The organism is Sulfurisphaera tokodaii str. 7, assembly GCF_000011205.1.
Lineage (GTDB): Archaea > Thermoproteota > Thermoprotei_A > Sulfolobales > Sulfolobaceae > Sulfurisphaera > Sulfurisphaera tokodaii.
This window is the reverse complement of record NC_003106.2, coordinates 2590269-2617139: the sequence shown is the minus strand read 5'-3', so window position 1 is coordinate 2617139 and position 26871 is coordinate 2590269. Positions and strand designations below refer to the sequence as shown.

The 26871-nt window shown below is 33.4% G+C and carries 30 protein-coding genes and 1 pseudogene; 18 read left to right on the top strand and 13 right to left on the bottom strand.

Going from position 1 to position 26871, the window contains the following annotated elements; genetic code table 11:
* Positions 1-2: 2 nt before the first annotated feature.
* The 5 genes from STK_RS15815 to STK_RS14235 all read right to left on the bottom strand — a co-directional run bounded on the left by STK_RS15815 (position 3) and on the right by STK_RS14235 (position 3369).
* Positions 3-653, bottom strand: a complete 651-nt coding sequence (locus tag STK_RS15815) for a hypothetical protein (RefSeq protein WP_010980686.1) — start codon at positions 651-653, stop codon at positions 3-5.
* A complete protein-coding gene (locus STK_RS15810) occupies positions 650-1819 on the bottom strand; it encodes a hypothetical protein (protein ID WP_232616499.1) in 1170 nt (389 codons plus the stop codon). The genes STK_RS15815 and STK_RS15810 overlap by 4 nt, the downstream gene beginning before the upstream one ends.
* A gap of 410 nt (positions 1820-2229) precedes the next feature.
* Positions 2230-2694 carry a hypothetical protein gene (locus tag STK_RS14245; protein ID WP_010980684.1) on the bottom strand — a complete coding sequence of 155 codons (465 nt, stop codon included), beginning with the start codon at positions 2692-2694 and terminating at the stop codon, positions 2230-2232.
* 14 nt (positions 2695-2708) lie between these two features.
* Positions 2709-2915, bottom strand: coding sequence for a hypothetical protein (locus STK_RS14240; protein ID WP_232616498.1), 207 nt, complete (start codon positions 2913-2915; stop codon positions 2709-2711).
* A 145-nt stretch (positions 2916-3060) separates the two neighbouring features.
* Positions 3061-3369: a hypothetical protein gene (locus tag STK_RS14235; protein ID WP_010980683.1), complete on the bottom strand. Its 309-nt coding sequence runs from the start codon at positions 3367-3369 to the stop codon at positions 3061-3063.
* A 286-nt stretch (positions 3370-3655) separates the two neighbouring features.
* Here STK_RS14235 and STK_RS14230 point away from each other — a divergent pair, with 286 nt between their 5' ends.
* The 11 genes from STK_RS14230 to STK_RS14190 all read left to right on the top strand — a co-directional run bounded on the left by STK_RS14230 (position 3656) and on the right by STK_RS14190 (position 13097).
* The gene (locus STK_RS14230) at positions 3656-5428 is read left to right on the top strand and encodes a cbb3-type cytochrome c oxidase subunit I (protein WP_010980682.1); all 1773 of its coding nucleotides are present in this window, start codon (positions 3656-3658) and stop codon (positions 5426-5428) included.
* A 153-nt stretch (positions 5429-5581) separates the two neighbouring features.
* Positions 5582-6184, top strand: a complete 603-nt coding sequence (locus STK_RS14225) for a heme/copper-type cytochrome/quinol oxidase subunit 2 (protein WP_010980681.1) — start codon at positions 5582-5584, stop codon at positions 6182-6184.
* Entirely contained in the window at positions 6184-6441 is a 258-nt protein-coding gene (locus STK_RS14220) for a hypothetical protein (RefSeq protein WP_052846830.1), read from the top strand. Before STK_RS14225 ends, STK_RS14220 begins: the two co-directional genes overlap by 1 nt.
* Positions 6442-7689: a hypothetical protein gene (locus tag STK_RS14215; RefSeq protein ID WP_010980680.1), complete on the top strand. Its 1248-nt coding sequence runs from the start codon at positions 6442-6444 to the stop codon at positions 7687-7689.
* 104 nt (positions 7690-7793) lie between these two features.
* Positions 7794-8222, top strand: coding sequence for a hypothetical protein (locus STK_RS15805; protein WP_010980679.1), 429 nt, complete (start codon positions 7794-7796; stop codon positions 8220-8222).
* Positions 8219-9184, top strand: coding sequence for a hypothetical protein (locus STK_RS14210; RefSeq protein ID WP_010980678.1), 966 nt, complete (start codon positions 8219-8221; stop codon positions 9182-9184). The genes STK_RS15805 and STK_RS14210 overlap by 4 nt, the downstream gene beginning before the upstream one ends.
* A 61-nt stretch (positions 9185-9245) precedes the next feature.
* Positions 9246-9443, top strand: coding sequence for a hypothetical protein (locus STK_RS14205; protein WP_010980676.1), 198 nt, complete (start codon positions 9246-9248; stop codon positions 9441-9443).
* On the top strand, positions 9434-10045 hold the full coding sequence (locus tag STK_RS14200) for a DUF1404 family protein (RefSeq protein ID WP_010980675.1): 612 nt from the start codon (positions 9434-9436) through the stop codon (positions 10043-10045). The genes STK_RS14205 and STK_RS14200 overlap by 10 nt, the downstream gene beginning before the upstream one ends.
* Before the next feature lie 77 nt (positions 10046-10122).
* Positions 10123-10281 carry a hypothetical protein gene (locus tag STK_RS15460; RefSeq protein WP_198429709.1) on the top strand — a complete coding sequence of 53 codons (159 nt, stop codon included), beginning with the start codon at positions 10123-10125 and terminating at the stop codon, positions 10279-10281.
* A 9-nt stretch (positions 10282-10290) separates the two neighbouring features.
* On the top strand, positions 10291-12144 hold the full coding sequence (locus tag STK_RS14195) for a hypothetical protein (RefSeq protein WP_069168216.1): 1854 nt from the start codon (positions 10291-10293) through the stop codon (positions 12142-12144).
* A 5-nt stretch (positions 12145-12149) separates the two neighbouring features.
* Positions 12150-13097: a hypothetical protein gene (locus STK_RS14190; RefSeq protein ID WP_198429708.1), complete on the top strand. Its 948-nt coding sequence runs from the start codon at positions 12150-12152 to the stop codon at positions 13095-13097.
* On the opposite strand, the gene STK_RS14185 is transcribed toward STK_RS14190, so the two are convergent.
* From STK_RS14185 to STK_RS14175, 3 genes are read right to left on the bottom strand one after another with little or no spacing between them, the layout of a single operon-like run.
* On the bottom strand, positions 13087-13287 hold the full coding sequence (locus STK_RS14185; RefSeq protein WP_010980672.1) for a hypothetical protein: 201 nt from the start codon (positions 13285-13287) through the stop codon (positions 13087-13089). The genes STK_RS14190 and STK_RS14185 overlap by 11 nt on opposite strands.
* Positions 13284-13574, bottom strand: coding sequence for a hypothetical protein (locus tag STK_RS14180; RefSeq protein ID WP_052846828.1), 291 nt, complete (start codon positions 13572-13574; stop codon positions 13284-13286). Before STK_RS14180 ends, STK_RS14185 begins: the two co-directional genes overlap by 4 nt.
* On the bottom strand, positions 13567-15669 hold the full coding sequence (locus STK_RS14175; protein WP_010980670.1) for an AAA family ATPase: 2103 nt from the start codon (positions 15667-15669) through the stop codon (positions 13567-13569). Before STK_RS14175 ends, STK_RS14180 begins: the two co-directional genes overlap by 8 nt.
* 702 nt (positions 15670-16371) lie before the next feature.
* On the opposite strand from STK_RS14175, the gene STK_RS14170 reads away from it, so the two are divergent.
* From STK_RS14170 to STK_RS14160, 3 genes and pseudogenes are all read left to right on the top strand, one after another.
* The gene (locus STK_RS14170; RefSeq protein ID WP_052846827.1) at positions 16372-16863 is read left to right on the top strand and encodes a nucleotidyltransferase domain-containing protein; all 492 of its coding nucleotides are present in this window, start codon (positions 16372-16374) and stop codon (positions 16861-16863) included.
* A gap of 4 nt (positions 16864-16867) precedes the next feature.
* Positions 16868-17277 (top strand): annotated as a pseudogene (locus STK_RS14165) (HEPN domain-containing protein).
* Positions 17278-17746: 469 nt separating this feature from the next.
* Positions 17747-18253, top strand: a complete 507-nt coding sequence (locus tag STK_RS14160; RefSeq protein WP_010980668.1) for a hypothetical protein — start codon at positions 17747-17749, stop codon at positions 18251-18253.
* A gap of 219 nt (positions 18254-18472) precedes the next feature.
* On the opposite strand, the gene STK_RS14155 is transcribed toward STK_RS14160, so the two are convergent.
* The 3 genes from STK_RS14155 to STK_RS14145 all read right to left on the bottom strand — a co-directional run bounded on the left by STK_RS14155 (position 18473) and on the right by STK_RS14145 (position 20528).
* A complete protein-coding gene (locus tag STK_RS14155) occupies positions 18473-18688 on the bottom strand; it encodes an AbrB/MazE/SpoVT family DNA-binding domain-containing protein (protein ID WP_010980667.1) in 216 nt (71 codons plus the stop codon).
* A gap of 262 nt (positions 18689-18950) precedes the next feature.
* A complete protein-coding gene (locus tag STK_RS14150) occupies positions 18951-19991 on the bottom strand; it encodes a hypothetical protein (protein WP_010980666.1) in 1041 nt (346 codons plus the stop codon).
* A gap of 114 nt (positions 19992-20105) precedes the next feature.
* Positions 20106-20528: a hypothetical protein gene (locus STK_RS14145; protein ID WP_010980665.1), complete on the bottom strand. Its 423-nt coding sequence runs from the start codon at positions 20526-20528 to the stop codon at positions 20106-20108.
* A gap of 387 nt (positions 20529-20915) precedes the next feature.
* On the opposite strand from STK_RS14145, the gene STK_RS14140 reads away from it, so the two are divergent.
* Entirely contained in the window at positions 20916-21437 is a 522-nt protein-coding gene (locus STK_RS14140) for a PaREP1 family protein (protein ID WP_010980664.1), read from the top strand.
* Between the two features lie 167 nt (positions 21438-21604).
* Here STK_RS14140 and STK_RS14135 read toward each other — a convergent pair whose 3' ends face one another.
* Entirely contained in the window at positions 21605-21862 is a 258-nt protein-coding gene (locus tag STK_RS14135; protein ID WP_052846826.1) for a hypothetical protein, read from the bottom strand.
* A gap of 699 nt (positions 21863-22561) precedes the next feature.
* On the opposite strand from STK_RS14135, the gene STK_RS14125 reads away from it, so the two are divergent.
* Complete coding sequence (locus tag STK_RS14125) at positions 22562-23029, top strand: PaREP1 family protein (protein WP_052846824.1); 468 nt, start codon at positions 22562-22564, stop codon at positions 23027-23029.
* Between the two features lie 667 nt (positions 23030-23696).
* On the opposite strand, the gene STK_RS15800 is transcribed toward STK_RS14125, so the two are convergent.
* Entirely contained in the window at positions 23697-23822 is a 126-nt protein-coding gene (locus tag STK_RS15800; protein WP_232616494.1) for a PaREP1 family protein, read from the bottom strand.
* Positions 23823-24341: 519 nt separating this feature from the next.
* Between STK_RS15800 and STK_RS14115 the strand changes: the two genes are divergently transcribed.
* On the top strand, positions 24342-25385 hold the full coding sequence (locus STK_RS14115; protein ID WP_010980662.1) for an NAD(P)-dependent alcohol dehydrogenase: 1044 nt from the start codon (positions 24342-24344) through the stop codon (positions 25383-25385).
* A gap of 195 nt (positions 25386-25580) precedes the next feature.
* Positions 25581-26870, top strand: coding sequence for an MFS transporter (locus tag STK_RS14110; protein WP_010980661.1), 1290 nt, complete (start codon positions 25581-25583; stop codon positions 26868-26870).
* Position 26871: the final 1 nt, after the last annotated feature.

Sequence of the window (26871 nt, the reverse complement as noted above, 5' to 3'; positions counted from 1 at the left end):
CCTCAGAATGGTGGTTGTGCTTGTAATGGGTTATAAATTAGATTTCCTAAATACTTATTGTAGAACGGCAGAGATGGTGAAGCTGGACTACACATCCAATATGTTATTAAAATGAACGAAATTCCTAACACTAATATTGGAACATAATAATATTTCCTAGGAATTTCGTCAACTTCTGATAATGTCTTAGAAGCCCTTAAAGATAAGTAAATGCCAAATACGTTTACAGCTTCCATGACTAACATTACCCACCATTCAGCAGTTGCTTCAATAGGGTTACTTCCCAGAATTTGAAGTACATGTCCCCAAAATGTTGAATATATTTGAGAATTATGGATTCCAATCCCAACTGGATTTGTAATTTCGTTAAGAATCAATAACGCTCCTCCAAGTAATTTTGGCAAATTCCTCGTCAGAATAGTTGCTGCAAATAATGGTATTAGTGAGTAAGATATCGATGTAAAAGCTAACCTATACTTCTTAGTGAGCTTAGCAATTGGGATAACTACTAGGAACGGTACTGAATTTAGAAACGCGTAATCAAGGGGATTTGGATAACCAGAAGTACTCCAACCATATTTACTTAGTCCGGGTCCGAGAGATTGAGCAATATTTATCCATCCTGTAACAGTGTTTAGCCAAGAATCTATCATAGAGTATAATGGTAAGCATTAAAGAACTGAAAGAATACGACTCCTAAAAGTATTAATACAGACACTGCTATATCGTATCTTTTCCTAGTAGTAAACAATCCATCTAACCATGGAAACCTCTTTACTGGCCAATCTATATTTCCATGAGGACAAGCCTTATAGCAATCACTAGCTAATCCGCAGAATGGTGAGGAGGAAACGCTTACTGGTGATGCAAACCATGGGCATCCATGAGTCTTATCATTTCCCTTCATGCAATCCTTAGTAGTACATTTTTTACAAACGTTAGGATCTTTTGCGGTAAAAGTTCCTAATGGTGATATCATTGTATTTATAGCTAAAGGTGCGCTTAATGGGCAAATAGTTCTACAGAATGTTCTATCTTGAAAGAGAAGAGCTATAGCTAATTCTAATATTGCAATATAAATTAAAACTACTGAAGTCAATAATGGAACTCCAGGTCCGCCAATACCATAAAATTCTTCAACCCATGTTAAAACAGAAAAGCCTATTGCAGAATATAATATTGTTGAATATTTTATGGGCCACCTTAACTTTAAACCTAACTTATTCTTTATATATTTCCAAGGATGTCTTCTTTGCACCCATTCTGCTTGACCACTAAATGGGCAAGTTTGGCACCATACTCTACCGTTTGCTATCCACGTCAGTAACCAAAGTAGTGGAAACCAAAAGAACCAGCTAATGTCTGGAGCGAAATTAATTAGACTTAATCCTACCTCGTTAAGTTTTTGATTACCTATAAGTCCAGCTACCATAACTACATAAAATATAAGGAATGATGGCAAAATTATTAGGAAGTGTGCCCAATTCTTTTTAAATAATTTAGAAATTAAAGCGGAGGAAAACATAGACTGTTTGTGTTCGCATCTTGTTTGTATAACTCTCTTTCTTGGTGATTCTACATAAATCCATTCATTATTTGGTTTTTTATGGATTTTATCAATAATTAAATTAGTTAGTAATACTGTGATAAAAGTAGTGAAAAATAATAAATTAAATTCTACTAAAAAGATATTCTTTGTTACAGTGCCTAACCAAAGTAGAGCTCCAGATACTATTGAAGCTAATAAAAAACCCAGATTTAATTTCGAATTAAAATCTGTAATTTCTATTTCTTTATACCTATAGCTAACTACTTCCATATTTTCACCCATTTTTGCACACAAGTATACACATTTATAGTCAAAGTATTTATCATAAATACTCCTTTAAAAATTTTTTGGTAAAAATTGCATTTAAATATAATTACACGCTAAACTATAATTATAATCATAAAAAGAATTATGAGAGAATTTTTCTAACGATTATAAAGTATAAAGGGTATGAACTTGTTATTGAAATTTTAGAAATATATTTCCCTTTCAATTTTACATTTACGCCATGTCGTAATTTTATAAAATGAATTTCATAAATATAGGTTTGTTGATTATGACCGCTTTATAACTTTCTAAGAATTAATAACGTCGAAATAAATAAGTTCTAATTAAAGAATAAAGTAAGAAACTTGATTAATATATTTAACTATAAGGCGGACGAGAGATAAAAAAGTATTTTATCTTATTGTTACTGATATTGTAGTTCCATCACTTAATTCTATTACATAACTTCCAGAAGATAAACCTGTAGTTGGTATTAAAATTTTTTCATAACCTATGTATATCTCGTAACTTCTTTGAAAACCATTAATAACACTACCATTAGGCAAAGGTACTGGGACTTGGACATAATATACCGGAACTTCAGAGAAAGTTGAGTTAGATATTGAGGTTATTTGTAAGTTTTGTACATCTACGTTGTCTATATAAAGCATAATTCCAGTAATATTCTCCTTTTTAACTATCCCATTAGCTGGATTATATATATAAACTGTGAAAGTGCCGTAAGTATAATTATAATTACTTGATTGAGAAGAGATAATACTAAAAGCAAAACTTCGATCAAAAATAAAGAGCGAGAAAAGCACAGCAATTATACCAATAGCGACAAGAAAAATTATTACCTTTTTATTAATTTTCATTTAACCACCGATTTTCATTTATTACTTTCACGTGTAAATAAACTTCCTGCTAAGATTAAAATTAACCCTATTAAAGCAAGAAATTCTCCTGCGTAATCCATTCCGCCTGGTATATAGTAGAATGCCGCTGGATTTGGTTTAAGTAAGCTGAAGGAATACATAACCTCTAATCCTATCGATATAGCTGTTAATATACCACCTACTAATATTAGCCCCCACATTTTTACATTCATATCAGATCGAATTATATTTTATCAATTGCACATATAAACTTTACTATATTTCTTAGCAATATTTAATAATTATAAAATTTATAAAAAGTGTAGAAGCATCATACTGCATAAGAATAAAAGTGTACAAAAAATCCTAGTGTACGTTATTGTTACAGTGTTTTAATTCTGGTAAGGTGTTTACAAATTCCCTTAACTTCTCGATATCTATCTGTTTTAATCTCCTTCTTACTGTACTAGCTGAGGGTACATCAATTTTTTGTTTTCTTAGTTCTCTTACGGCATTCTCTATTGATTGATTATCAATTAGAGCTTTAAGCACAACCAAAAGGATTTCCTTTTTACTATAGAATGATTGTCTAGCGAAAGATGGAAATAAATTCACTAATTTATCAGAATAATTGGCTATAATTTCCTCTAATTTAGATATTTTAGCCTCACTCATTTCAATTTCATAGTAACTACTGAACCCTGATTTATAAGCTTTTCTTTATTTTCAATTATCTGAGAGAAATTATTTCTTAAAAAGATAGTAGTAAGTGAATTCCGAATTCAGACAATTTATAGGTATTTACTTTTTAAAAAATCTTTTATGTATAAAAAATTCCATAAATCAAAAATAATAAAAAATTAAGGGTTGCCCTACTTTTATTAAATTTTGTGAAAATAAAAATCTTAGAAAAAGATACTTATAAATCACATGTATCAATTAATTCTCAGTAGGAGGAGCTATGGCATCAGTGGAGGAACTAAAAAGGCAAGATATGGAAAGACTCGCTGAATGGGCAATGGAATATAAAAGAGTACAAGAAAGAGAGGCAAAAAGGAACGTATTTCTAAAAGTGTTGTATACTGAGGATTATAGATTTCTATCATTAAAACTAGCAATAGCTGCTTTAGTCTGGTTCTTCATAGGAGGGGCCTTTGCATTAATGTTAAGGTCACAGGCTGGATTGGCATCAACTGGAATTCCAATGGTGGTCTCACCATCCTATTATTTCCAAGCCATGACTAATCACGTAATGGACATGATATTTGGAATGGTTTTCACATTTGTATTCGCATTGTCTTTCTACATGATACCAGCATTAAATGGAACCAGACTTGTAAAATGGCCTAAAATCGCTAATGCTGGTTTCTGGCTAAATAATTTTGCCTTACTAATGATGAATTTAGGAGGAGTACAAAATCAATATCTGTTCACATTCTTAAATCCATTAAAAGCTTCTCCCACATGGTACATTGGTTATGGTTTAATGGTAGTAGCAGAATGGATGGAGATTGCTTCTGTTCTAGGGACATCGTTTATCGGTAGGGTTAAAGGCAAACTAGTACCTACAGCTATAGGTTTCATAGTAATGGATATGATAATGATGGCCTTGGCTAATGTATCTGTATTTATTGCCGATATGTGGTCATTATTCTCTCCTATAGGAGGATTAGGTATAAACTTCTTCGGTGTTCCTAATGCAGAAGTATGGAAGGGATTATTCTGGTTTGCAGACCACCCATTAGTTTATTTCGCCCCATACGCCCTAAGCGGTGCAACAGTGGCATTATTACCATTATATGCCAGAAGACCCATATATAGTTATAGGTTTATGAGATGGTTAATTCCAGTATTGTTTGTTCTAGGCTCAAGCGTTTATGTACATCACTTAGGAGACGACCCATGGCCATTGGTATTAAGAGATATTTTCGCTCAAACTACCACAGCATTAATTGCAATACCATTTGCCGCGTTTTGGTTATTATTCTTTATAACGCTAGGTGATCCTAGAAAGTTAAAATGGGATACGGGTTTAGCATTCTTATATGCTGCCGCTATATGGAACATAATTGGTGGTATACAAGCAGAACCTACTAACCCAGTTCAGGCAGTCGATCCCACAATTCACAATACTGCTTGGATTTTCTCACACTTCCACATAATGTTAGCCTTATACTCAGTTGGTGGAGTTTTTGGTGCTGTTTATGCAGCCGGACCATACATGTTTGGTAGAAAATGGTATAGTGAAAAACTATCATGGTTACACTTCTGGGGATGGCAGGCGGGTATGGGATTGTTCGTTACAGCTTCAGCTATAGGTGGTTTCTATGGACTTATAAGAAGAGAAGTAGCTTGGGCAGCCTTCTATGAACCGTATTATCAATTATTAATGATTGGAGGATGGGTTGCAGGTTTCTCCTTAATAGTATTCACGTTTAACTTAATACTCACTCTGTTGTATGGAGAGAAGATTAAAGAAACTGATATACCAATGTGGGCCGTATTATCAATAGCTATGGAGAGGTATGGATTAAGAAGAGAAGGTTATAAGGAGGAAGAGTTACCAGTTGCTTTACCAGCTGATGGTATGATTAGGGTTGAAGAATTTATTAGGGCAACAGAAAGAGCTTCTTCAAGCAGTGGAGTACAAGCTAGTGGTACTCAAGCTAAAGGAGAGGGATTTACAAAGGTAACAGAAAGCAAAGCTGACGCTGATTTAAAGATAAATAAGTAAATTCTTTTTTTATTAAAATTTTTATAAAAAATACTTTTTGTGTATATTAACATTTAAATTGATTTCTAATTCTAATTGTGTATTGTATTAAGTAATGTTGTAAAAGAAAACTTTAAAAACCATTATGCTTATTTTTATTTAGAAGGGATAAATATGAAACGAGCCACTGTTATAGCTCTATTCTTAGTCTTAGTCACTGTAGCTGTAATTTCGTTAGAAGTACAATACGACTCATATGACTATATAGGATATAATCCAAATAACAATGCCGGTGTAGGAGTAGTCCATGCCTCTTTCGCGAATGCCCTTGGATCATATAAAGGACCTTATGTCATAATATATGTTACTGGCCAACAATGGCACTGGGACTTCTATCCTCACGATAAGATATACACTAATCTAACAGTTGTTCCCGTAGACGAACCAGTAGTTTTTGTTATTCACAGCGTAGACGTATTCCATGAGTTCTTCGTACAGAGTGCTACCAGTAATTTCACTCTATTTAATTTCGGTGCTGAAGCCGTTCCAGGCTACTACTCATATATTGTCCTAGTATTTCCAAAACCCGGCTTATATCATGTAGCTTGTGCAGAATATTGTGGTACTGCAGCAGTAGGATTAGGTCACTCATGGTTGGTAGGGACAATAGTTGCTACAGCTAATTATACCTATGCTTTAGATTTAACTGGAGGAGTACCACCACAAGGAGTTTGGGCTCCATATAGTGTAAGTGGTGTTGGTGTAGGTGGTTATTGATGGCAGGGAAGACTCCTACTAAAAATTTCCTCTATATAGGGATAGTACTAGTTGTAATAGGGGTTATACTATTGGGAGTAGGTACAACAACAGTTACTTACCAACATGAGGTCTTTACTGTCAACGGTATGACACTTGGTTCTCCAGCAACAACCCCAAACTATTTTTGGAATTTTGTGGGTTTAGCAATATTCCTATTCGGAATTGGTTCCATAATTTCGCATTTTGAATTAAATAGAAAAGGGGTGAAGGGATAAATGGCTAATGGATATGTATCATTAGTTGTCCTAGGTCTAATAGTTTTTTTAGTTATAGTCGGAGTAGCATATGGCGTGGATTATTTGTTGAATTCGGCAGAAGTAGCTAGTGATACTATCACAGCGTATTATGTACCTAATGCTACGATTGATTTAGGGACTCCGGGGCAAGAGCCATTCTGGCAGACAATTCCATGGACCGCAGTGCCTTTAGTTCCAACTGTACCAGTTCCCGATGGAATTGCTGGCCATACTAAAACAGTCTATGTTAGAGCAGCATGGACATATGTTGATGGTGTACCATATATAATAATTGACATGAAGGCACCGGTTGTAGGACAAGAGTCATGGTTAGCATGTCCAGAAAGGACTCCTCAAGGTCAAATATGGCAACCATTCGGAAATGTAGTACCAGAGGGATGGTGGGTAGTGAACGTATCATATAAGACCTCAGATCAAGGGGTGGCATCAGTATATACATTACCTAACTCAGAACAGATAGGATATCCACCGGGTCAAGCACTTGTTAATCCTATAACGATATACGTATATAATGTTAGTGGAAAACTATATGGGCAAATAGTAGGTGCGATTAATCCACAAGGAATACCCCTAAATAATGGACAACCGATAAACATAACTTCTATCAACTTAATCGTTAATGGTACTATAAATGTTACATCATTTGAGCAATTCTTAAAGCTAGGGTTAAATGGTACTACATGGTTCCAAGATGCATATAATTTATTCTATCCAGAGGATACTGCAGGATATGTTTCATTATTTTACAACAGTACTTATATGTATCCAGAAAGATTCGCTATTATGTGGCTATTAGGAGGTGTGCCAAGTGATTGGACGCAAATAGCTTATACACCTCACATGATGCCTGGTACTTCTGGTGCAATGTCAGCTGGTCAAGAAGAGCTATGGATCTTTAATGACAATCCAAGAGGTAATAATACTCAAGATTCCGGTTATCCTGGTCCCACATTCTTCAGTAGAACCTCTCCACCACCATATATACATTGGCCATCATATAAGGATCCTCTAAATCTCGGCTACTTACCTAATCAAGGACTTATAGCTGATGCATACGTAAATGGATCCTCAATATATTACATTGGCGGAAACTATCTAGCATCGTTCCCATCGATTGACAATCCTCATATAACCCCATGGGAAGTCTGGAACGGTTTAGCTAATGATTCATTACTCTGTTCCCATCGATTGACAATCCTCATATAACCCCATGGGAAGTCTGGAACGGTTTAGCTAATGATTCATTACTCTGGGACCCATCTGTAGTCGCAACTGGATTTCAGTTTTATAATACACCAACTGGACCGTGGATGATTGTAGAATTTGCAAGAACATTTAGTACTGTAGGTGTATCTAACGGTCAAGGAGAGTCTCACTATCAAGTTCAATTACAGCCTGGACATACATATTGGGTAGCTTTTGCGGTATTCCAAGGGGGTGCTGGTGAGTCTGTTGACTTTAAATCAATATCATTCTGGTGGAGAATTTATATACAGCCAGCTGATCAACAGCAATCGGTATTACCATTGTTTATTATAACTAACTCAATTCTATCCCCTATTATAGCTGTAGCTATAATGAATAGAAATTCCATGATGAGCGAATTAAATAGGATTTCCATGAGTCTACCAAGATTTATTAAGTCTATGCTATTACTGTTATTCTTATTAATGACTTTTCCTATTGTTAATGGAATTTATGCAGTCATAGATTCAATAAGAAGGGGATTATCAATATGAGTAATGTTATTACAAGGAATTTAAAATATTTTCTTCTAAGTTATATTATTTTTTCATTTTTTGAACTTATATTTAATAGAGAATTTCTAATTGGAGTCTTACCCCTAGGTTATATTGGTATAAATGTATCAAGATCATTACCTTTTCTCATAATGTTTTATATAGGTGCGTTCTCCTTTGGAATGATATTTATACTGCAGTTTGTAGTTCTTTTCTTTTCAGCTTATTTCAGTAACCTTAATAAAATCACAAAAGGTCTTTTATGGTCAATACTTTATTTAACAATACTTTTCGATTTGGTTCATGTGTATTTAGGTACAAGTTATACGGGATTTGAATTACCTATAATCTCTTCACTCATTTATTCTATCTTAATACTCACAGCTTCATTTCTAGTTATTACGCAAGCAAGTAGAGTTTCTGATAAACTAGTTATGCTAATGTTAATCATCCCAGACATTGACGCATATTTAGTGCTATTTGGAAGCTGGTTAACAGAATTAAGTAAATCTTCCTCATTTGATGTTATTAACGTAATTTCTGGCGAATTATTAGCATATTTAGTGTTAATTTCTGGCGTAATATTCATAGGATATTCTATCTGGAATAAGGTAAGTTGGAAATATATTATTCCTGGCATTGCACTGGGTTTACCAGTGTTCATTATAGCATGGTTTAATCTAATTCCGGGAATAGCTATGGCTATAGGTTTTACTTTCCCATACGTATTGGGTATGTTAGGAGTGAGAAACTGGATGCCACCAATTTTCTTCCTTATAGCTGTTTTAGCCTTATTTTCGGCTATAGGTTTATATAAGAAAAATCAGCAAGTATCACTAACAGCTCTAGCCTTATTTGGAGGTGCTTTAATTTTTGATACAGTTACTACTACAACATATATGTTAATTCCGTTAATTGCAACTTTAATAGGAAGTTTAATCAAGGAAAAAATTAAAGTTTGATTTTTTGTTTGTTTCTTCATATTAGGTAAACTTTATAAACATCTTTTTTATATTTTTAATTATGGCTGGTGTTAATTTATCTAGGAGAGTCTTAGGAGCTGTATTAGCCGGATTAGGAATAGCAGGATGGGTTTTAACAGTAATAATGGTTTTTTCATTACCATATAGTCTTTATGAAGATGATGCACTAGTAGCCTCTGTCGTAGCTTCTGGTGTAGTTACGGTAGTTGGAGGACTGTTAATGGGGTTATGGAATTGACCCCAGAAGAAAAAAGGTATCTTATTTTTGGCTTTGTTTTAATTATTGCTTCAATAAATCCGCTGTCCTTAATGCTAGCTAATCAGCTTGAAATAGCTAGGTTTTCTTTTGACATGTTGTTAGTGTGGGGAGCAGGATTAATAGGAGTGTATTTGGCAAAATTAATGTACTCTAAAGGAGATGAAATAAGTAAAAGCATATTGTCTTTAAACTACAAAACAAAAGGAGTACTATATAGTTGGGGTATAGGTGGTGCACTACTTACTCTGTGGTATCTCCCTAACTTTTTTGACCTAAGTGTAATTTCAACAGAGTTTAGGGTTCTCCAGATATTATCGTTTATTATAGCAGGGATTTTTGGCGGTATTGGTTGGGACGCTCTAGGAAAGGCAATGAGGAGCTTTACGCTTTTCTCTATGTTCAGTATGATGGCTGCTGTTGCTGAATTATTCTTGGAAATGGCTGGTTACTATTCTGTTAACTATTATCCGGTATATCCTACTTATCAGCTTGTTCAAACTTCATACATGTTATTTGTAATGGCAGCCGTACCATCGACTTATTACATGGTTAAGGTACTTAAAGATTTGGGCTTATTTTAAGTTAATTTATTTTTTTCTCAATAAATTTTAGGAAAGTTTATATATTTAGGAGAATAATGTTTTTATGAGTGATCTTAATGGCACTCTACGAAAGCGAAGCGATGCTATGGATTGTTGGCTATATACTAATGGCGTTAATTTATCCAATATGGTATATCTTATTAATTGTGTTTGCTGATAAGGATAAACAAGTAGATCCAGTAGATATTGCAAAGCAAGAGAGTCCGTATAGTTGAGTGAGATGTATGGATATATTAGAGGTTCTCAGACTAAGAAGATATAAATTAATTTTTTCTTCGATTTTTGTTCTTTATTTTTTTGCATATCAACTCTTAACTAGACTTATCGTTATTACTCATATAAATTTTCCTTCTGGAGTATACTTTGTAGTCAGTACTTCTACACCAGTACCGCCATCACAAATGCCGTTTCCACTTTGGGGACCCTTTCTCTCAATAACAACTCCTTACTTTACTTGGGCTATGACACCTCTTTCTATAGGAATATCATTATTTTTATCTTTGCTTGTAGCGCTTAATGTAACTCTTTACCTTACCTTATATATGACTATGAAATTAAAAGCGACATCACAAATTCTCTCATCACTAGGACTTATAGCTACAGCTCTTTCATGTAGCTGTGAGTTATTTACTGGACTAATAGGTAGTGTAGCAGCCAACATACCGTTCCTCGTATCCATAACTTTTATGACAACCCTTTTCGAAACCCTAGTCATTTTAGCCTTAACTATATTACTTATCTCTACATTCGTATTGTATAATGAAATAAACGGAAAAAGAGTACTTAAGGGAATTAGCAAGGGCGTAAAAGGTTTTACTCTAACATTAATATTTCTAATAATCTCTATAGCATTACCATTAAATCCTTCATTCTCTCTTGCTAAATTTGTTTTAAGTGAAGCATCTGGAGGGGCTTTTGGTCTAGTGTTGCAGAAAAGATGGAAATATGGGTTTATGCTTTCCGTAATATTAAATGTCATAATCTTCTCTCTATATCTTAACATATATGCTAATTTACCTCTCTTTTATATCTTACCTTTTATAAGTGGACTTGTAGGAGCAATGGGATATTCTACTTTAAAACCCTGGGCTAGATTAGGAATACTCCATGTAATTGCATGGTCTTTAATTATGCCCGGACCAATATCGTTAATCTTAGGTTATCCTATACCGTTTTTCAACTTATCTCCTTCTCAATCGCTTTTACTCTGGATAACTACATGGATAATTGGAACACCATTAGCTTGGTATGCGGGTATTTACTATTTGCAATATCTTAGAGACACTATGGCTACTAAACAAGTTGAGATAAGGATAAGTTTACCACAAAGTAGAGAGAGCGGTATAATTTGGATAGTAATAGGTGCATTTATGATTATAGTACAAGTAGCATATTTCTTAACTCATGTTCCTTATTACGTTGACTATAACGGTTATGATTTAATATTTTTATCAGTTATGACTGGCGTATCGACTTTACTAATAACTATTGGAAGTATAACGCTAGGTTATGGAATATCAAAGTTAATTAACACAGTCTTTCATCTTCCTAGACCAAAGAATTGGTTTAAATGGAGTTTACCATTTGCAATAGCTTATATTTTTCTTGCTGGGGTAATTCATGTTGGAGTTTATGGATATCCTTACCCACCAATATTATTAGGTTTATTCGGTATACCCATGTTTGCACCAGTAATTACAATTTACGTTCCTCACATTATTGGTGCTGTAATTTATCCTTTACAAATTTTACAGTTAATAGCATCTTCAATGCTTGCAGGTGCTATTACATCTTACACATTCGAAAATAGAGTTGGCAAAAAAGGTCTTTTAGGAACAATAATTGGATCTGTTGCTGTTTGCCCAGCATGTACTTTATCCTCTTTCTCAGCATATTCAATAAGTATATTGGCATCAGCTTTTGCCTCTACTTACGTATCTAACTTTGTGAATAGTTTACAAGGTCAGTTAATTCTTTCATTCTTATCAGAAGCTGTACTTCTAGGTTTATTAATATATACTGGAGTGAAAGCTAGGAAAAGAATATCTATACCGAGAGAATTGAGAATTACAAGGTGAAATTGGTGCTACATGTTTTTATTTTTCTCGTTCTTTTTCACAACATATATTATGTTCAAGGGATAAACTACAACAACTCAGTCTACTTCATAGCCACTAATCAGTCTTTCGTGTCTACATTATATCGCAATTTTTCTCCTATATTATCGTTTCAAGGGATCGGCTATTTATATGTCTACAACAATTCACTTGTTGTAATTGATGATAACGGGAATAGTTTGAATGTGTTTATTTCCTATAATGGTATTAGTTTCCACGAGGAGAAGCTTGTTAACCAAGGCTTTATAGAAGGAGTTCCTTTATTTTCTTCCGGGTTTCTTGCTATTATAAATAACGGATATTTACAGATTTTTAACATATATAATGGTAAAACTATTATAAATGAAAGCTATTTTGGTGAGCCATTTGCCTTTTATTATCCTTATCTCATTTCTGGTTATATTGAAAGTAACGGCATTCAAGCTTATGAATATAATATAATCTCTAATACCTCAATTTACTTAGGAACAGTAGAGGGTGTAAATTTTTCGCCTAATGGCACACTGATTAAAATTAATGATAGCGAGATAGTAATCGGAAAGGAACTCATTCCACTTCATGCGCTTCAAGGAGGAGACAATTACATTCAAGAAGATTATTATAATGGTTCCTTATACATTTTGGTATCAAGCATATTTCAAAATAAATCTGAGATAGAACTTATAAAAATTAATAATCAATATCAAGTTAAATACCTAAGCACTATTCATGGAGCTTATATTCCCACTTCAATAATATTTGAAAATGGAAAACCTTACGGTATATTCATAGATACCGCAAATGATAATGCTTATGAAATTTCCTTATATTCTCAAAAGACTACTAGTAACCAGTTTACAAGCTTAATCTATGTCATTATCCCTATAATTATAATTATCGCTATTGTACTTTTGATTAAAAAAATTAGAAGTTAAAATATTCGGAATCCACTATCGGTTTAAAGATAAGATAGTAAATTAATACTAGAAAACCTACAATTGTTAATCCAAATAAAGTATAATACATCATAGGTTGTTTTACATATTGAAGGAAATATATAGCAGCTGCAAATGCAATTCCTATAGTTCCCATATGTACTAATGCTCTATATGGTTCAATCTTCATCTTCTCACCCAATTTCCACTAATTAATGCTATAATATATGGTATAGTTTCAAAGCTTAAAATAATTACTGGAGGTGCTACTAATATTGCTTCTAAAATTCCATTCACAATAAAATACATAATCATTAATGTTAGTACTCTTAATTCTTCTCTTGATATTACATTTAAATCTATATGCAAAGATTCGATTATCTCGTTCTCACTAATTCCGAGTAAAATAAGTGTGAATACTCCAGAAAATACTAGAGAATAAGCCATTAATCCAAATATAACGAAATGTTCAAGCATATCCACTTGCTCTCCTTACTCTTTGATAGAATGAGACATAATAATCTAACATAGTCTGAGTAACAATAGGTTTTACAGTCTTCAAAGCTTCTTCAAAATCACTCATTGTGAGCTCAGGTTTTTCGTTCTTTAGTTTTGCTCTTCTAATTGCTAATAATACAGCCTTATTCACTATTCCTTTAATCTCAGCTGGCGTATAATTTTCAGTTAATTTAGCTAATCTTTCAATATCAATTTCCTCATGAGGTCTATTATTTATGAGCCTTGAGAACAAAGCTATCCTAGTCTGATAATCTGGTGGGGGAACATAAATTAACTTTTCTAATCTCCCGGGTCTTAATAAAGCTGGGTCTATTATGTCTGGTCTGTTAGTTGCAGCTATGATAACTACTTTTTCCCTCCTTTTGCTTATCCCATCCATTTCAGTTAATAATTGGCTAACAATCCTATCAGTTACTTTATTTGGATCAGCACCCCTTGCAACTGCTATTGCATCTATCTCATCAAAGAATATAATAGTAGGTGAGGATTGTCTAGCTTTCTTAAATACCTCTCTAATAGCCCTTTCAGTCTCTCCTACCCACATACTCATTAATTCCGGCCCATTTATCGCAATAAAGTTAGCACCACTTTCATGTGCAACAGCCCTAGCTAACATAGTCTTTCCAGTACCGGGTGGTCCGTAAAGAAGAATCCCAGACGGTATTTCTGCTTTCATTTCCTCATATAACCCTGGATCCTTTAATGGCCATTCTACAACTTCCTTTAGCTCTAGTTTAATATCTTCTAAACCTACAATGTCTTCCCATGTAGTATTAGGTATTTCAATTCTGAATTCTCTTAGTGCTGAAGGTTCTACATTCTTTAATGCTTCATCAAAATCACTCATCGTAACTTGCATACATTCTAAATTACCATTACATCTATGATAAGCACTCAGAACTGCTTCCCTTACTAAAGCCTCTAGATCAGCACCGACGAAGCCATGGGTCCTCTCAGCAATTTTTTCCAAGTCTACTTCTTGTGATAAAGGAACTCGCCTAGTATGTATTTTTAATATTTCTAATCTTCCTTGCTTATCTGGAACGGGAATTTCTATTTCTCTGTCAAATCTACCAGGTCTTCTTAGGGCCGGATCTAGAGCATTTGGTCTATTTGTTGCACCAATAACCACTACTCCACTGCCACTAGTCAAACCATCCATTAATGTTAATAGCTGTGCTACAATCCTTCTGTCAGTCTCAGATGATGTAGTATCTCTATTAGGTGCGATTGCATCTATTTCGTCTACGAAAATTATGGATGGAGCATTTTTCTCAGCTTGCTCAAATATATCTCTTAGCCTTTTTTCACTCTCACCATAATATTTGGAGCCTATTTCTGGACCACTTATATAAAAGAAGTTAGCCATAATAGTATTTGCAATAGCTTTTGCAATCAAAGTCTTTCCAGTACCTGGAGGACCATAGAGGAGTACTCCTTTAGGCGGTCTTAAACCTAACATCCTGGCTACCTCTACTTTTGTTAAGGCTAATTCTACTATTTCTAGTAATTCCCTTATTTGTTTTGATAAACCACCAACATCATCAAGGGTTACATAAGGAATATTTTTCTGAGCTATTCTGATTGATTCCGGAGCTATATTTATTCGAGTCTCACTCGAAATATAACCAACTTCCACTTGTGGGGAATAGGAAATTACTGCAAAAGTTCCTTCTTTTGATTCTAAGGTTATACCTCTGGTAACTAATCTTCCTCTTAATTCTAAGTTTAATTTTCTTAGATCGTAATTCTTTTGTTCTGAGGGTGCCAAAGTTATTTCTTTTATAGAGGAAACTGAAACTTTCCTAACTGGTACTCTTTCACCACTTCTTATCCCTAAAAGTTTAAGTTTATTTTCGCCTATAACGATACCATCTATCTTGTTATCGGAACTTTCTTGAACATAAAAAGGAATTTGCCTATTTCCCAAAAGGAGTATTACATCACCTGGTAATAATCCATAAGACTGCATAATATTACTACTGACTAAAGCAACATCTTGCTTAACTCTTCCTTCGTATACTCTTACAAAGAAAAACTGTTGCGAAATCATAGTATCTTTAAATACTATATCATCTAACAATTTAAATAATTATATAACACGTTTGTAATGAAGTGTTACTAGATCAACAGAAATAAATGATACGAGAAATTTATTATCTAAATTAGAACCCTATTTCAGATAATTTATAGTACGAATCATGGTAAAAATAATTTGATTTTTATTCATATTTATAAGCTGAGAATAAATTCCTAGCTTTTATGGTTTATTTGTTAAATCTAAAAGTGATGTCTCCTCAAAACCTATCTATGTCATGCAAACTTTTGCTAAAATAACACATTATTATAAATTCGAACTTATAATTCATGATATTAGTTATCAATTTTATAGGATTCAAGGTTTAATTTAAGTATTTAAATTAAAGGATTTTGTGCTTACTAATTGCGTAGCTCTGATTTTCCAGCGTTAAAATAATCTAATAATTTTCAGATATATAAATTAGAACTCAAACTTATAATATAGATTATACCTAGAAATATACGTTAAAGGAAATAATTACGGGATTTAGTATATCAATTTTTTCAAATATTTGGTAGAAACTCTTTTCTATTTTCCTCCTATCACAAATTAAAGTTATGAATCAAAGCCGTTATCAACAGTTTCTGACAAACCGTGAAAGTTTATATTATTCATCATAAACTCCTCTTATCTAGTTCAGTGAAAGTTTTTACTTTAGTTAAGCAATATTCGTGTATGGATGAGCCTTATAAAAGCTTGCTAGAGAAGCTAACTAATCTACTCTTACAAGAATTCGGAGATAAGTTAATTTCTGTAGTAGTTTACGGGAGTGTGGCTAGGGGAGATAATAGGAAAGACAGTGATATAGATTTACTTCTAGTTATAAAGGATCTACCTAGAACGTTAACTGAAAGGATAATGCTCTTTGTAAAAGTTGAGAGTAAAATGGAGAGCGAAATCGAAAGACTTATGGATGAAGGGTACTACGTGACTTTTTCTCCTATCATTAAAACCCCAGAAGAAGCAGTAAAATTTTCTCCTCTTTACATGGATATGACCGAAGATGCGATAATCCTTTATGATAAGGATAACTTCTTTGGAAGGGTACTAGATGAAACTAGAGAAAAATTACAGAAGCTAGGTTTCGAAAGGGTTTGGCTATCTAAAAAGATATGGTATTGGAGAAAGAAGGATTACAAGCCTGGAGAAATAATTGATTTCGGGTGATTTCTTGAATAATGATAATCTTGCTAGATCATATGTCAGACAAGCTGAAGAGAGGATAAAACATGCAAGAGAAGCATTAAATGAAGGCAATTATCCCTACACGGTTAGACAGTGTCAAGAGGCTGTAGAATTACTTCTTAAAGCATCATTAAGATATGTTGGTGTAGAACCTCCTAAGCTTCATGACGTCGGGTATATACTTAGGAAAGAGAAAAACAGATTTCCTCAATGGTTTCAAGAAAAAATAGATGAGTTTGCATACTATTCTAAAGTTTAATGAAAGAGAGCCTGCTATGTACGGGGATGAGGAAATAGGTGCTACTCCAGAGGAATTATATTCAAAGTTTGAGGCTGAAAGTGCTATAAAGATGTGTGAAAGTGTTTTATGAATATGTTAAAAAACTCATCAAATAACTCTATATTTAGTTATGGTTCAAAGAGTAATCATATTTCTAATTTACAATTACTTAATAAGTTATGAAGAGATCTTACTCTTTGAAGTCTAAAATACTGTACAGAATACTACTAAAGCCCGTATTTAAAGGTACTTTGCCTCAAATAACTTATACTTGGTCATAGCTTAAAGGGAAACAGTAAGCCTTCAGATTAAACGGAAAACCTACAAGGAAAAGTCCTTGCCCTTTAAAACCTCAGAAAATATAATTAAACAGAACCTCTGGGAGATTTAAGGTTTGTTGATTTGTCGTTGATAATAAATACAAATGCTAATTCAGTTCCTTGATATGGTTGGCACTAAATAGATCTCTATAAAGGACTAGGCTCACATAATATTTCTGCACACATTATTAGTAAGAAAAATTAAGCGATACCACTATGTAGTTCTTTTTAAATAATATAAATAAGATATACAAATTTAAATAATATGGACGAAATAAGCATTAGACTACCTAAAAAGGTAATTTATGATGATGGTACTTCTGAGATTTTGCCTAAAGATTACGTAAAGGCGGAGGGTAACTTAAGGCTTTATACAAATGATATTAAAAGGCTTCTAAGAGACTTGAAAGGATCTGGTTTTAAGGAAACTCTTTTAGAAATAAGAAAGGGTGAAAAATACTCTCTATCTAAGAAGATAGGAGTTTGGGAAATACACGTGAGGATTTACCAAGATGGTTTTATAGATTCTCATTTAGAATTGAGTAGAGAATATTTTCAGCACTTAAGTTTTCCTTCAGTTTCATTTGCTTATGAGCTTCAACTAATGCTTCCGTATCTAGAACTATATAATCATAATAAGAGAATTCTAAGAGTTGAAGAATTTTATGAAGAAAAATTGACTTCACCTAAACATGTAATTCCATGGAAGCCTGTAGCAATGTCTCTTCCATGTATAATTTACTTTATACTTAGAAGAAGAGAGTTTAAGTAGAATATTCCGTTTGCACCTCACTCCTATTGTAGTCAATTATTCAATTTGCAATTTAGCCCTTAACAGTAAGCCTATGAACTCTTTCTAGCTAAGTTTCGCATCTCAAACTACGCTCTTCAGGGTATAACATTTCTAAATAAAAAATATATAAATATTCTCTTTTTTAAAGATATAATATTTGCCTTGTTAATAATGTATTGCGATCTATAAAAATAAAATTTATTCTTCACTTAGATCATCAACTTTCTCTGGTAGAATTTCTTCTCTTTTCCCTTTGCCAATAAGAACTTCTAAAGGATTCTTAACCTTCCTTCTTAGTAAAATCTCATTATCATTTAATACTATAACTTCAAACTTCTCATTAGGCTTTAAATTAATTTTCTCCCTAACTTCTTTAGGTATAGTTATCTGAAACTTTCTTGTTAGCTTAACCATAATGAAGTATTAAAGCCTTTAATATCATGAAAGTCTTAGAAATATGTTTACACTATTTGATAGTTAGATTATTCGAGTTATTAACCAAATTCTTAGCTGAAATGCTAATAAAACAATGAAAATATAGTGTTTATTTCTATTTACTGAGCATATATTGCATTGATTAAGAATAAAGGTGAATTAAGGTTTAAAACCAGTTAGAAAATTCTGAATTATAATCAGATAATGTTTTTTATTATTAAATTGTGAGCTGACAAGATCTTTAACTAACTTCAACGTAAATTGCATTTCTCTTTCTCACAGCCATAACTAGTAGTATCACCATTGAAATTGCGGTGAACAATGAAGCTATAATTTTAATATTTAACGACGCAACCACTGGTACAACAACTCCTCCTAATGCTGCCGTATTTAAAGCTATTCCTATACTTCTTGCAGTTGCTCCATATACTGAGGCTAGTCTGGGAGCGATAGCATTCATTCCTAATCCAAATGCTGTGAAAATTACTAGAATATAAGGCAATGAAGTGATGAAGAATAAAACTCCGCTTATAGCTGAAACTGAAGTATAGATTATAGCAGTTCTAGTTTCACCTAAAAATCTCGAAATTGTTGGCATTAATACATACATTGGTATTGCAACTATATATCCTAGAATTAGCCAGCTAATTCCCCCTTCATCTTCAACTATCGAAGGAGCTAATTGTAACGCAAATGCTGGTTCAAAGGAAAAGAAGAAAATTAAGATTGACGATATTGAAGGTAAAGAGAACTTATCTTCTTCTACTTTAAAGTTTAACAAACCTTTGTACAGCAGCGAGAAAGGTATAGTTATCACTCCGGAAATGGCAATTAAGCTCCAATTTTGTAGTTCTAAATAAGAAAATGCCCCCATTATCCATCCGAATGCCCAACCACTCATAGTTAGCGCAATTATTATCTTATTACCGCTTCTCATTGCTTGTTCAACAGCTAATGATGTAGCTATTCCAAATGCAATTCCCACTAACAATCTCAAGGGTATCAATAATCCTAAGATATTTATACTGCTACCTAGAGAAAAAAGTCCTAATGCAATAATTGAGATTAAATAAGTTAACCTAGACCCAAATATTGAAACTAGTCTCTGATATAATAACGAGCCTATTACTCTTCCGCCAAAGGGTATAGATACTATTAGAAATGATAACCACTGAGGTAAAGTAAATTGATTTACTGTAAATGCTGGTGCAACTAATACATAAGTTGCCAAAGTGTATGATATAACTGAGGTAAAGGCAATTGCATGCTTGTTTAAGCTCATATTGGTCAAGTATAAGTAAGTTTACTAAAATATAAGCTTAGAATATGTAGTATATATTATTGTTTTTAAATTTGAACAATTATCTTAATGAATATGATAGATTTAATACACTTTTTATGAAAAGTTTAATTCCAACAGTTGACCATTACCTAAGTACATATATGCAGTATTATTCTCTTCTATTTTGTAGCCAAAGATTAGTAGAGTCAAGTTATTTATCCCAGGTGGAATAGATGAACCATATTCTTCACTCCCGTTAACTATTACAGTAATATTATAACCTGGGATTGTAGTATCTCCTTGCCGTATATAACATATAGCAATAGCCTCGTTCCCACTATTTTTAGCGGTTAAATTTATGTATTCTGTAGCGTTTATACCTAATTTTTGCTCAATGGGAATTTTTGATTGTCCAACTTTTACTTTCCCTATTATATATACAGTTCCTCTACTGCTTTCTTTAACATGAGTAATAAGTAATGGAATGAGACCTACAATCAGAATAACTATAGGTATTATAAAATATATTTTTCTCATAAGATAATTAAAGTTTTTAAAGTTTAAAAAATCGACTTTATTTTAATTAAGAGATAAATTGGCTTCTCTTTGTCATAAATTTAGCTTATATGAAATTAACGTCAAATCTCCTGTAGAGAGAATAATGTTATCAGCTTAGAAATTCCTCTCATAGCATAATTTTAATACCACTACAGTTTGCTTATATATCTGTTATGTGATGTAGGGGTTATTTGAATACTTTGAAATATGTATCTTGTATCGGAAAGTCATGCCTTTAATAAGAATTATGGTATGAATCTACAACGAGATATAATAAACTAAAGTAATCAACTATGTAAATTTAATTATGTAACTAAAATAACTGAGTTGTTGCTCTTTTTAATCCCTCAAGTATCATATAATAATATGGAGGCAAAAATACCAGCAATTGAGAAGCACAGAAATGCTTACATAAAAATCAGAGTGATTGAAAGCTTAGATGAACTAGCCTTGGCTTTAAAACTCCTTAAAGAGGGATTCAGTAGGAACTCAGCAAGTAAGATTTTCCTTTCATGGAAGGCATTAATAAGCGCTTTAGCAGTCATGAACTTAGAAAAAATGCCCAGAGACGAAAAAGAAAAAGAGTGGTACTATAAATCTGGTTTCCTCGCTCCAACTACTGGATTGAAAGGAATATCACAAAGACTTGAAGAATTAGGGTATAAAGTGAATCATTTAACTTCTACTGCTCTTGAACTACATAGATATGCTTATAATGGATTATATAAAGGAGCAAGTGACTACTCAGACAGAGAAGAGGCAGTAAGAGATATTCTTCAGTTAGCCAAAGATATTCTTACTAATGTAAGGGAATTATTTAAGGATTACTGGGATGAAGAAATTGAACAACATTATAAAATTGCAGAAAAAGAAATAATAAGTTCCTAAGCTAATTAATTTTAAGAGTTCTAACTGATAGTGAAATTTTTGTTAGGATTAAATTTTGTTTTGTAATCTTTATCGCTAATTGAAATTAAGGTTATGCTATATATAATGAATTGCAATTAAACCTCCTACTATCACATATCTGCAATTGGCTTTCTCTAACGCTTCTACTAACCTTTGTAAGGCCTCAGAGATCTTCTCCACTCTCTCACCTTCATTAAATGCTCCCTTGCTTTATTTACATCGCCGTTAAATGCTTTAAGGTACTCCTTTTCCCACAGTTCATAAAGTTCTAAAAAAATCTCTTCAGACGTTTTACCCGTTCTTTTTCTGATTTCTATCTCAGCCTTTATATCATCTACCCTTTTCTTAAATCTCTCATAAGAACCAAAAGGCTTAATTATTTCATCGTAAATTTTCTTATCCATCTCAAAGGATACTTTCTAACAATAAAATAAATTTTTAAGTAGCTACTAGGCGTGTGAACATAGTGTTGTCGCTAGTGTGTAAATTTATTAATTAATTAAAATCTCATAAAGAGAAGATGTTGACATAAAGGTGAGTCAAGTTTCCTCTGCGGATTGTAATATTCTCTTAAAATTATAATAATTGTATGGAGAAATAATTGATTATATATCATTATCTCCAGTAAGTCCGTGGTATAACTTATTGATATCTCCAATTGTGAATGTAAAATCAATTTTTTAATTTCGAAATAATAAAATAAAGTGAATTCGCAAAAGAGCCATGAAAGACCCTAAGATGATAAGGTTTTGTATATCTTAAATAATTTTAGATATAGAAATATAAATACCCTAATGAAGACTCTATGGTTAGTATTTAGCAAATCGATGGATCTATTCTCTTCATCATGTCTACTACGTCTTTAGCTGTTGGTCTCTTATTAGGGTCTGCTGAGAGCATTAAGGAAAGGAGAGGGTCTATTTTTGGGTCAACACTTATACCTTTTCTGAGGATCTATAGTTGGGGAATTGTATGGGGAATTTATAGTATCGCGTTCCAAGAGAGTTACTATTATTATAGGGCATTTTTGAATTAGTCCTTTAAAAAGGATACTCTCTTTCACATTTTAAAATTTTAATACTTAACAAAGTAATAATCAAATGATGGAAGAACTGATAAGAAGAGCTGAGGAAAAAGGGATAGACGTTGAAGAGGTTCTAATTCAGCTAATATACAAAGACGATCCTGAAGGGGAGGTAAAGTTTAGGTTAGAGATGGCGAAGAAGTACATGGCTGAGGCTGAAGATTATATTAAGAAAGGTGATCCAGTCCAGGCCTCTGAGAAAGCTTATAAGGTTGCAGAAGAGCTGGTGAAAGCCCTTGCTGAGAAGTTTAACCTACCGGAATATCAAAAGGCTAGAAATGAGGAGAAGTGGTATACATACTTGCTCGGTTCTGCAGCAGGGAAGCTTTCCTCATATCTGGGAGCCTGGGTAATGAATGGGTGGAGTGCAGGATACACTTTGCACGTCTGGGGTTTTCATGAAGCTAAGTGGAGCATTCAAGATATTCTGCCTTGGGTTAATACTGTTAAAAAGATGCTGGAAGAGGGAGAAAAAGTTCTGCAATGATGTGGGTTATTTCAGTGGAATCCGCTTTTTAGATCAATAACAGCTAGATAACTTCAAGATCCAACCCTTGTCATCATTCATTTCACAGTTAGTAATTGTTCTACTTTTTAGCTTAAAGTAGGTAGTTCAACGAATCTGTGGAGAACCTTTCATCTACTCCTCGGGCTTCGCACTTTCCATTAATCAGCGTTGATCTAAAAACTTTTGTGAATTCTGTATTACCAGGGAAAATATTAACGTTAAGGCTAACTATATACACAATCTAGTCATGTGGATACGCAGGGTGATATAATTATAAGCAATATATGGCGTTAATAAGAATAAGGGCTATTGTTACTTCCTTCTTAAAGGGACCTAACCATTATCGAGTTATTTGAGGAATTTATTGAGTAATTCCTCTACTTTTTTATACAACCCCTCCAACTCCTCGTCCCTCTTGTCTTTAAAGTACTTATGGAGAAGTTCTGATGTCTTCCTCACTAAGTGTAAAATGTCCTTTACAACCTCATCCCTATCTGAGTAGACACTCGCACCTTTGTATAAACCATTAATGGTGAAGAGCAAGGGCTGTAGAAGTCAAGTTGACCACTCCGTAGCCCAATTCTTCAAGCCTCTGTGAAATACCCTTTAGTCCAGTTTTAGGGGCTAAAAATCCGATCTTGTAGTATCACTCCTTCTCCTTTTCGTCCCTATACATCTTATCAAGGTTTAATACTACTAAAGCATTGATAAAAGACTTCCAGACCATGAAGACCTTGTTAGCTGAATTCTTAGTAAAGCCTTCTTTAAGCATTAACAATGATAGTTGAAGCTCTTAGTAAACACTCGATCAGCCTGACTTTTATATACCCCTCCTTATTTTTCTTTATGAGAGATTTTAGACTCCATCAAGGCTATTTAAATATGTAGGCTTATAAATGTTCCCATTTGAACAAGAGTGTAGAGATGGTACTGTACCAGTATACAAATTTATGAATGATCTAGGAGTATAATCAAATCAAATCATTACTATTCATCGAAATAGAAACATAGACAGTCTAATGGTTCAATAAGTGTCAAGTAATAAATCTTTCCGCCGCCTTAGAGCTTAGTGTTAACTAAGATTGCCACGGCCTATATAAGAAATGTAAATTACTCCTAAATGTACAATCACTTATTTAACCTCATATCAATGAAATAAAATGAACTAGCAAATAAGCCTTAGCCCATCCATTAGTGTTATCAGAAACTATATTAGTGTATGTACCATTTTAACTTTTTTATTAAAAATATCTCCGAAATCTTTATTAATTAGAATAACGCATAATATTTTATGCGCGCGATGAGATTAGTAGAAATAGGAAAGCCGTTAAAGTTGGAAGATATTCCAATCCCTAAGCCAAAAGGTTCTCAAGTCTTAATAAAAATTGAAGCCGCTGGAGTATGTCATTCAGACGTGCATATGAGGCAAGGAAGATTTGGTAATTTGAGAATAGTTGAAGATTTAGGTGTGAAATTGCCTGTTACTTTAGGTCATGAGATTGCTGGTAGGATAGAGGAAGTAGGTGATGAGGTTGTCGGATATTCTAAGGGTGATTTGGTTGCTGTGAATCCTTGGGAGGGTGAGGGAAATTGTTATTACTGTAGAATTGGTGAAGAGCACTTGTGTGACTCACCAAGGTGGTTAGGGATTAATTATGATGGTGCTTATGCCGAATATGTTTTAGTTCCTCATTATAAATACTTGTATAAGTTAAGGAGACTTAGTGCCGTTGAGGCTGCACCATTAACTTGTTCCGGTGTAACAACGTATAGGGCTGTTAGGAAAGCATCTCTTGATCCCTCAAAGACACTAGTAGTAATAGGTGCTGGTGGAGGATTAGGTACTATGGCTATACAAATAGCTAAGGCTGTGAGTGGTGCTACAATAATTGGTGTTGATGTGAGGGAGGAGGCATTAGAGGCTGCTAAAAGGGCTGGGGCTGATTATGTAATAAACGCTTCATCTCAAGATCCGGTAAGTGAGATTAGGAGAATAACTCAAGGTAAAGGGGCTGATGCTGTTATAGATTTAAACAACTCAGAAAAAACTCTCTCAATTTATCCTTATGTTTTAGCTAAACAAGGGAAATACGTAATGGTTGGACTTTTTGGTGCTGATTTAAAGTATCATGCACCTTTAATAACGTTAAATGAGGTTCAATTTATAGGTAGTCTTGTTGGTAATCAATCTGACTTCTTGGGTATTATGAGCTTAGCCGAGGCTGGTAAGGTTAAACCTATGGTGACTAAGACGATGAAATTAGAAGAGGCAAATGAGGCTATAGATAATTTGGAGAACTTTAAAGCTGTTGGGAGGCAAGTATTAGTACCTTAAGTAATTTCGATCTCCTTAAAGTATTAAAATGTATTGAGTTTTATTACAATAATAATAAAGATATATTACGCTTTTTTCGTTAATTAAGAATAAATTGATAATTTATACAGCTTATTTTAAGTTAACAAAATTGTTATCACAATCAACTTAAGAAAAGAAAAGTTTTTAAATTTCGCATAATATTTTATATTAACAATGGCAGATAATGGAGAGAAGGACTGGAAAACCGCTTTAAAGGTAGCCATATCAGCTAATTTAGGTTGGGGATTTGAGCTATTTGATTTAGTAGTTTATTTGTATGTGGCAACGACTATAGCTCCTCTATTCTTTCCTTCCTCAAGTAAAATAGCTAGCTTGTTATTATTCTTATTAACTATAGTTATAGGGTATTTTGCAAGACCTTTAGGAGGTATATTCTTCGGACATTATGGAGATAGAATTGGAAGGAAAAGATTGTGGTTTGTATCTTTAGCTGGAATGGGTATAGCAACTGTGTCTATAGGGTTTTTGCCTACGTACTATCAGATTGGAATATTAGCAACTGTGCTCATAATTTTGTTAAGAATAGTCCAAGGCTTTTTCTTAGCTGGTGAATGGGGAGGAGGAATGACGTTAGTAAATGAATTTTCTCCTCCTAATTTAAGAGGGCTAATGAGTGGAATTCAACAAGGGGGTGCCGCATTAGGGTTAATATTTGCAGTAATTGCTAATGAAGTAGCCTTAGCCTTGGCACCAGGAGATGCTTTTCAAACGTATGGCTGGAGAATTATGTTTTGGTTTGGCGTTGTCCCATTAGCTATAGCTTTAGCTATAAGGTGGAAAGTTGGAGAGAGTGTAGAGTGGTTAAACAAGGTTGCTAATAATCCAGAAAAAATACCTATAGCTACTGTTTTTAAGAAGTGGTGGAAGTTAGTTATAATAGCTACAATAGTTCTTTTTAGTAGCGGAAGTATATACTATGGAATTATAGCATATATGCCTACATTTTTAGGGCTTTATACTCGTTTATCGGCATATCAAATAGATAATGTGGTTTTAGCTACTAATCTAATATGGTTATTTGTTTCACCGTTAACTGGCTACTTAAGTGATGTATTGAAGGTGAGAAAGTTACTAATAGCGATCTTAGGCTTTGTAATAGGTGCTTTAGTATATCCGATAATAATCTTACTTGCAACTGGTTCATACGTTCTAAGCATTATTGCTGGCTTAGTACTAGGATTCTTATTTGCATTTCAATATTCAATATTTCCAGCCTGGTTATCTGAAAATATAACCACTAATGTAAGATATTCTTATATAGCTTTTTCGATAAATCTAGGTGTAGCATTATCATCTTTTGCACCTTATATAGTCACATTTTTAGGACTAGTATTTAGTAATCCAGTTACAGGAATTGCAGTGTTTGATATAATCACTTCTATACTGGGAGGAGTAGTAGCTTTAATGTCACCACGAGATAGAGTGGGACTAGAGTTGCATTAAA

Bases quoted from the DNA above. Each gene is read 5' to 3' on its own strand.
- STK_RS14210 (WP_010980678.1), top strand. From the start codon at position 8,219: ATGAGTAATGTTATTACAAGGAATTTAAAATATTTTCTTCTAAGTTAT.
- STK_RS14195 (WP_069168216.1), top strand. From the start codon at position 10,291: ATGGATATATTAGAGGTTCTCAGACTAAGAAGATATAAATTAATTTTT.
- STK_RS14110 (WP_010980661.1), top strand. From the start codon at position 25,581: ATGGCAGATAATGGAGAGAAGGACTGGAAAACCGCTTTAAAGGTAGCC.
- STK_RS14160 (WP_010980668.1), top strand. From the start codon at position 17,747: ATGGACGAAATAAGCATTAGACTACCTAAAAAGGTAATTTATGATGAT.
- STK_RS14200 (WP_010980675.1), top strand. From the start codon at position 9,434: ATGGAATTGACCCCAGAAGAAAAAAGGTATCTTATTTTTGGCTTTGTT.
- STK_RS14205 (WP_010980676.1), top strand. From the start codon at position 9,246: ATGGCTGGTGTTAATTTATCTAGGAGAGTCTTAGGAGCTGTATTAGCC.
- STK_RS14125 (WP_052846824.1), top strand. From the start codon at position 22,562: ATGGAAGAACTGATAAGAAGAGCTGAGGAAAAAGGGATAGACGTTGAA.
- STK_RS15815 (WP_010980686.1), bottom strand. From the start codon at position 653: ATGATAGATTCTTGGCTAAACACTGTTACAGGATGGATAAATATTGCT.
- STK_RS14180 (WP_052846828.1), bottom strand. From the start codon at position 13,574: ATGCTTGAACATTTCGTTATATTTGGATTAATGGCTTATTCTCTAGTA.
- STK_RS15810 (WP_232616499.1), bottom strand. From the start codon at position 1,819: ATGGAAGTAGTTAGCTATAGGTATAAAGAAATAGAAATTACAGATTTT.
- STK_RS14245 (WP_010980684.1), bottom strand. From the start codon at position 2,694: ATGAAAATTAATAAAAAGGTAATAATTTTTCTTGTCGCTATTGGTATA.
- STK_RS14135 (WP_052846826.1), bottom strand. From the start codon at position 21,862: ATGGATAAGAAAATTTACGATGAAATAATTAAGCCTTTTGGTTCTTAT.
- STK_RS15805 (WP_010980679.1), top strand. From the start codon at position 7,794: ATGATTGTAGAATTTGCAAGAACATTTAGTACTGTAGGTGTATCTAAC.
- STK_RS14215 (WP_010980680.1), top strand. From the start codon at position 6,442: ATGGCTAATGGATATGTATCATTAGTTGTCCTAGGTCTAATAGTTTTT.
- STK_RS14225 (WP_010980681.1), top strand. From the start codon at position 5,582: ATGAAACGAGCCACTGTTATAGCTCTATTCTTAGTCTTAGTCACTGTA.
- STK_RS14240 (WP_232616498.1), bottom strand. From the start codon at position 2,915: ATGTGGGGGCTAATATTAGTAGGTGGTATATTAACAGCTATATCGATA.
- STK_RS14235 (WP_010980683.1), bottom strand. From the start codon at position 3,369: ATGAGTGAGGCTAAAATATCTAAATTAGAGGAAATTATAGCCAATTAT.
- STK_RS15800 (WP_232616494.1), bottom strand. From the start codon at position 23,822: ATGCTTAAAGAAGGCTTTACTAAGAATTCAGCTAACAAGGTCTTCATG.
- STK_RS14185 (WP_010980672.1), bottom strand. From the start codon at position 13,287: ATGAAGATTGAACCATATAGAGCATTAGTACATATGGGAACTATAGGA.
- STK_RS14230 (WP_010980682.1), top strand. From the start codon at position 3,656: ATGGCATCAGTGGAGGAACTAAAAAGGCAAGATATGGAAAGACTCGCT.
- STK_RS14140 (WP_010980664.1), top strand. From the start codon at position 20,916: ATGGAGGCAAAAATACCAGCAATTGAGAAGCACAGAAATGCTTACATA.
- STK_RS15460 (WP_198429709.1), top strand. From the start codon at position 10,123: ATGGCACTCTACGAAAGCGAAGCGATGCTATGGATTGTTGGCTATATA.
- STK_RS14145 (WP_010980665.1), bottom strand. From the start codon at position 20,528: ATGAGAAAAATATATTTTATAATACCTATAGTTATTCTGATTGTAGGT.
- STK_RS14150 (WP_010980666.1), bottom strand. From the start codon at position 19,991: ATGAGCTTAAACAAGCATGCAATTGCCTTTACCTCAGTTATATCATAC.
- STK_RS14220 (WP_052846830.1), top strand. From the start codon at position 6,184: ATGGCAGGGAAGACTCCTACTAAAAATTTCCTCTATATAGGGATAGTA.
- STK_RS14115 (WP_010980662.1), top strand. From the start codon at position 24,342: ATGCGCGCGATGAGATTAGTAGAAATAGGAAAGCCGTTAAAGTTGGAA.
- STK_RS14170 (WP_052846827.1), top strand. From the start codon at position 16,372: ATGGATGAGCCTTATAAAAGCTTGCTAGAGAAGCTAACTAATCTACTC.
- STK_RS14155 (WP_010980667.1), bottom strand. From the start codon at position 18,688: ATGGTTAAGCTAACAAGAAAGTTTCAGATAACTATACCTAAAGAAGTT.
- STK_RS14175 (WP_010980670.1), bottom strand. From the start codon at position 15,669: ATGATTTCGCAACAGTTTTTCTTTGTAAGAGTATACGAAGGAAGAGTT.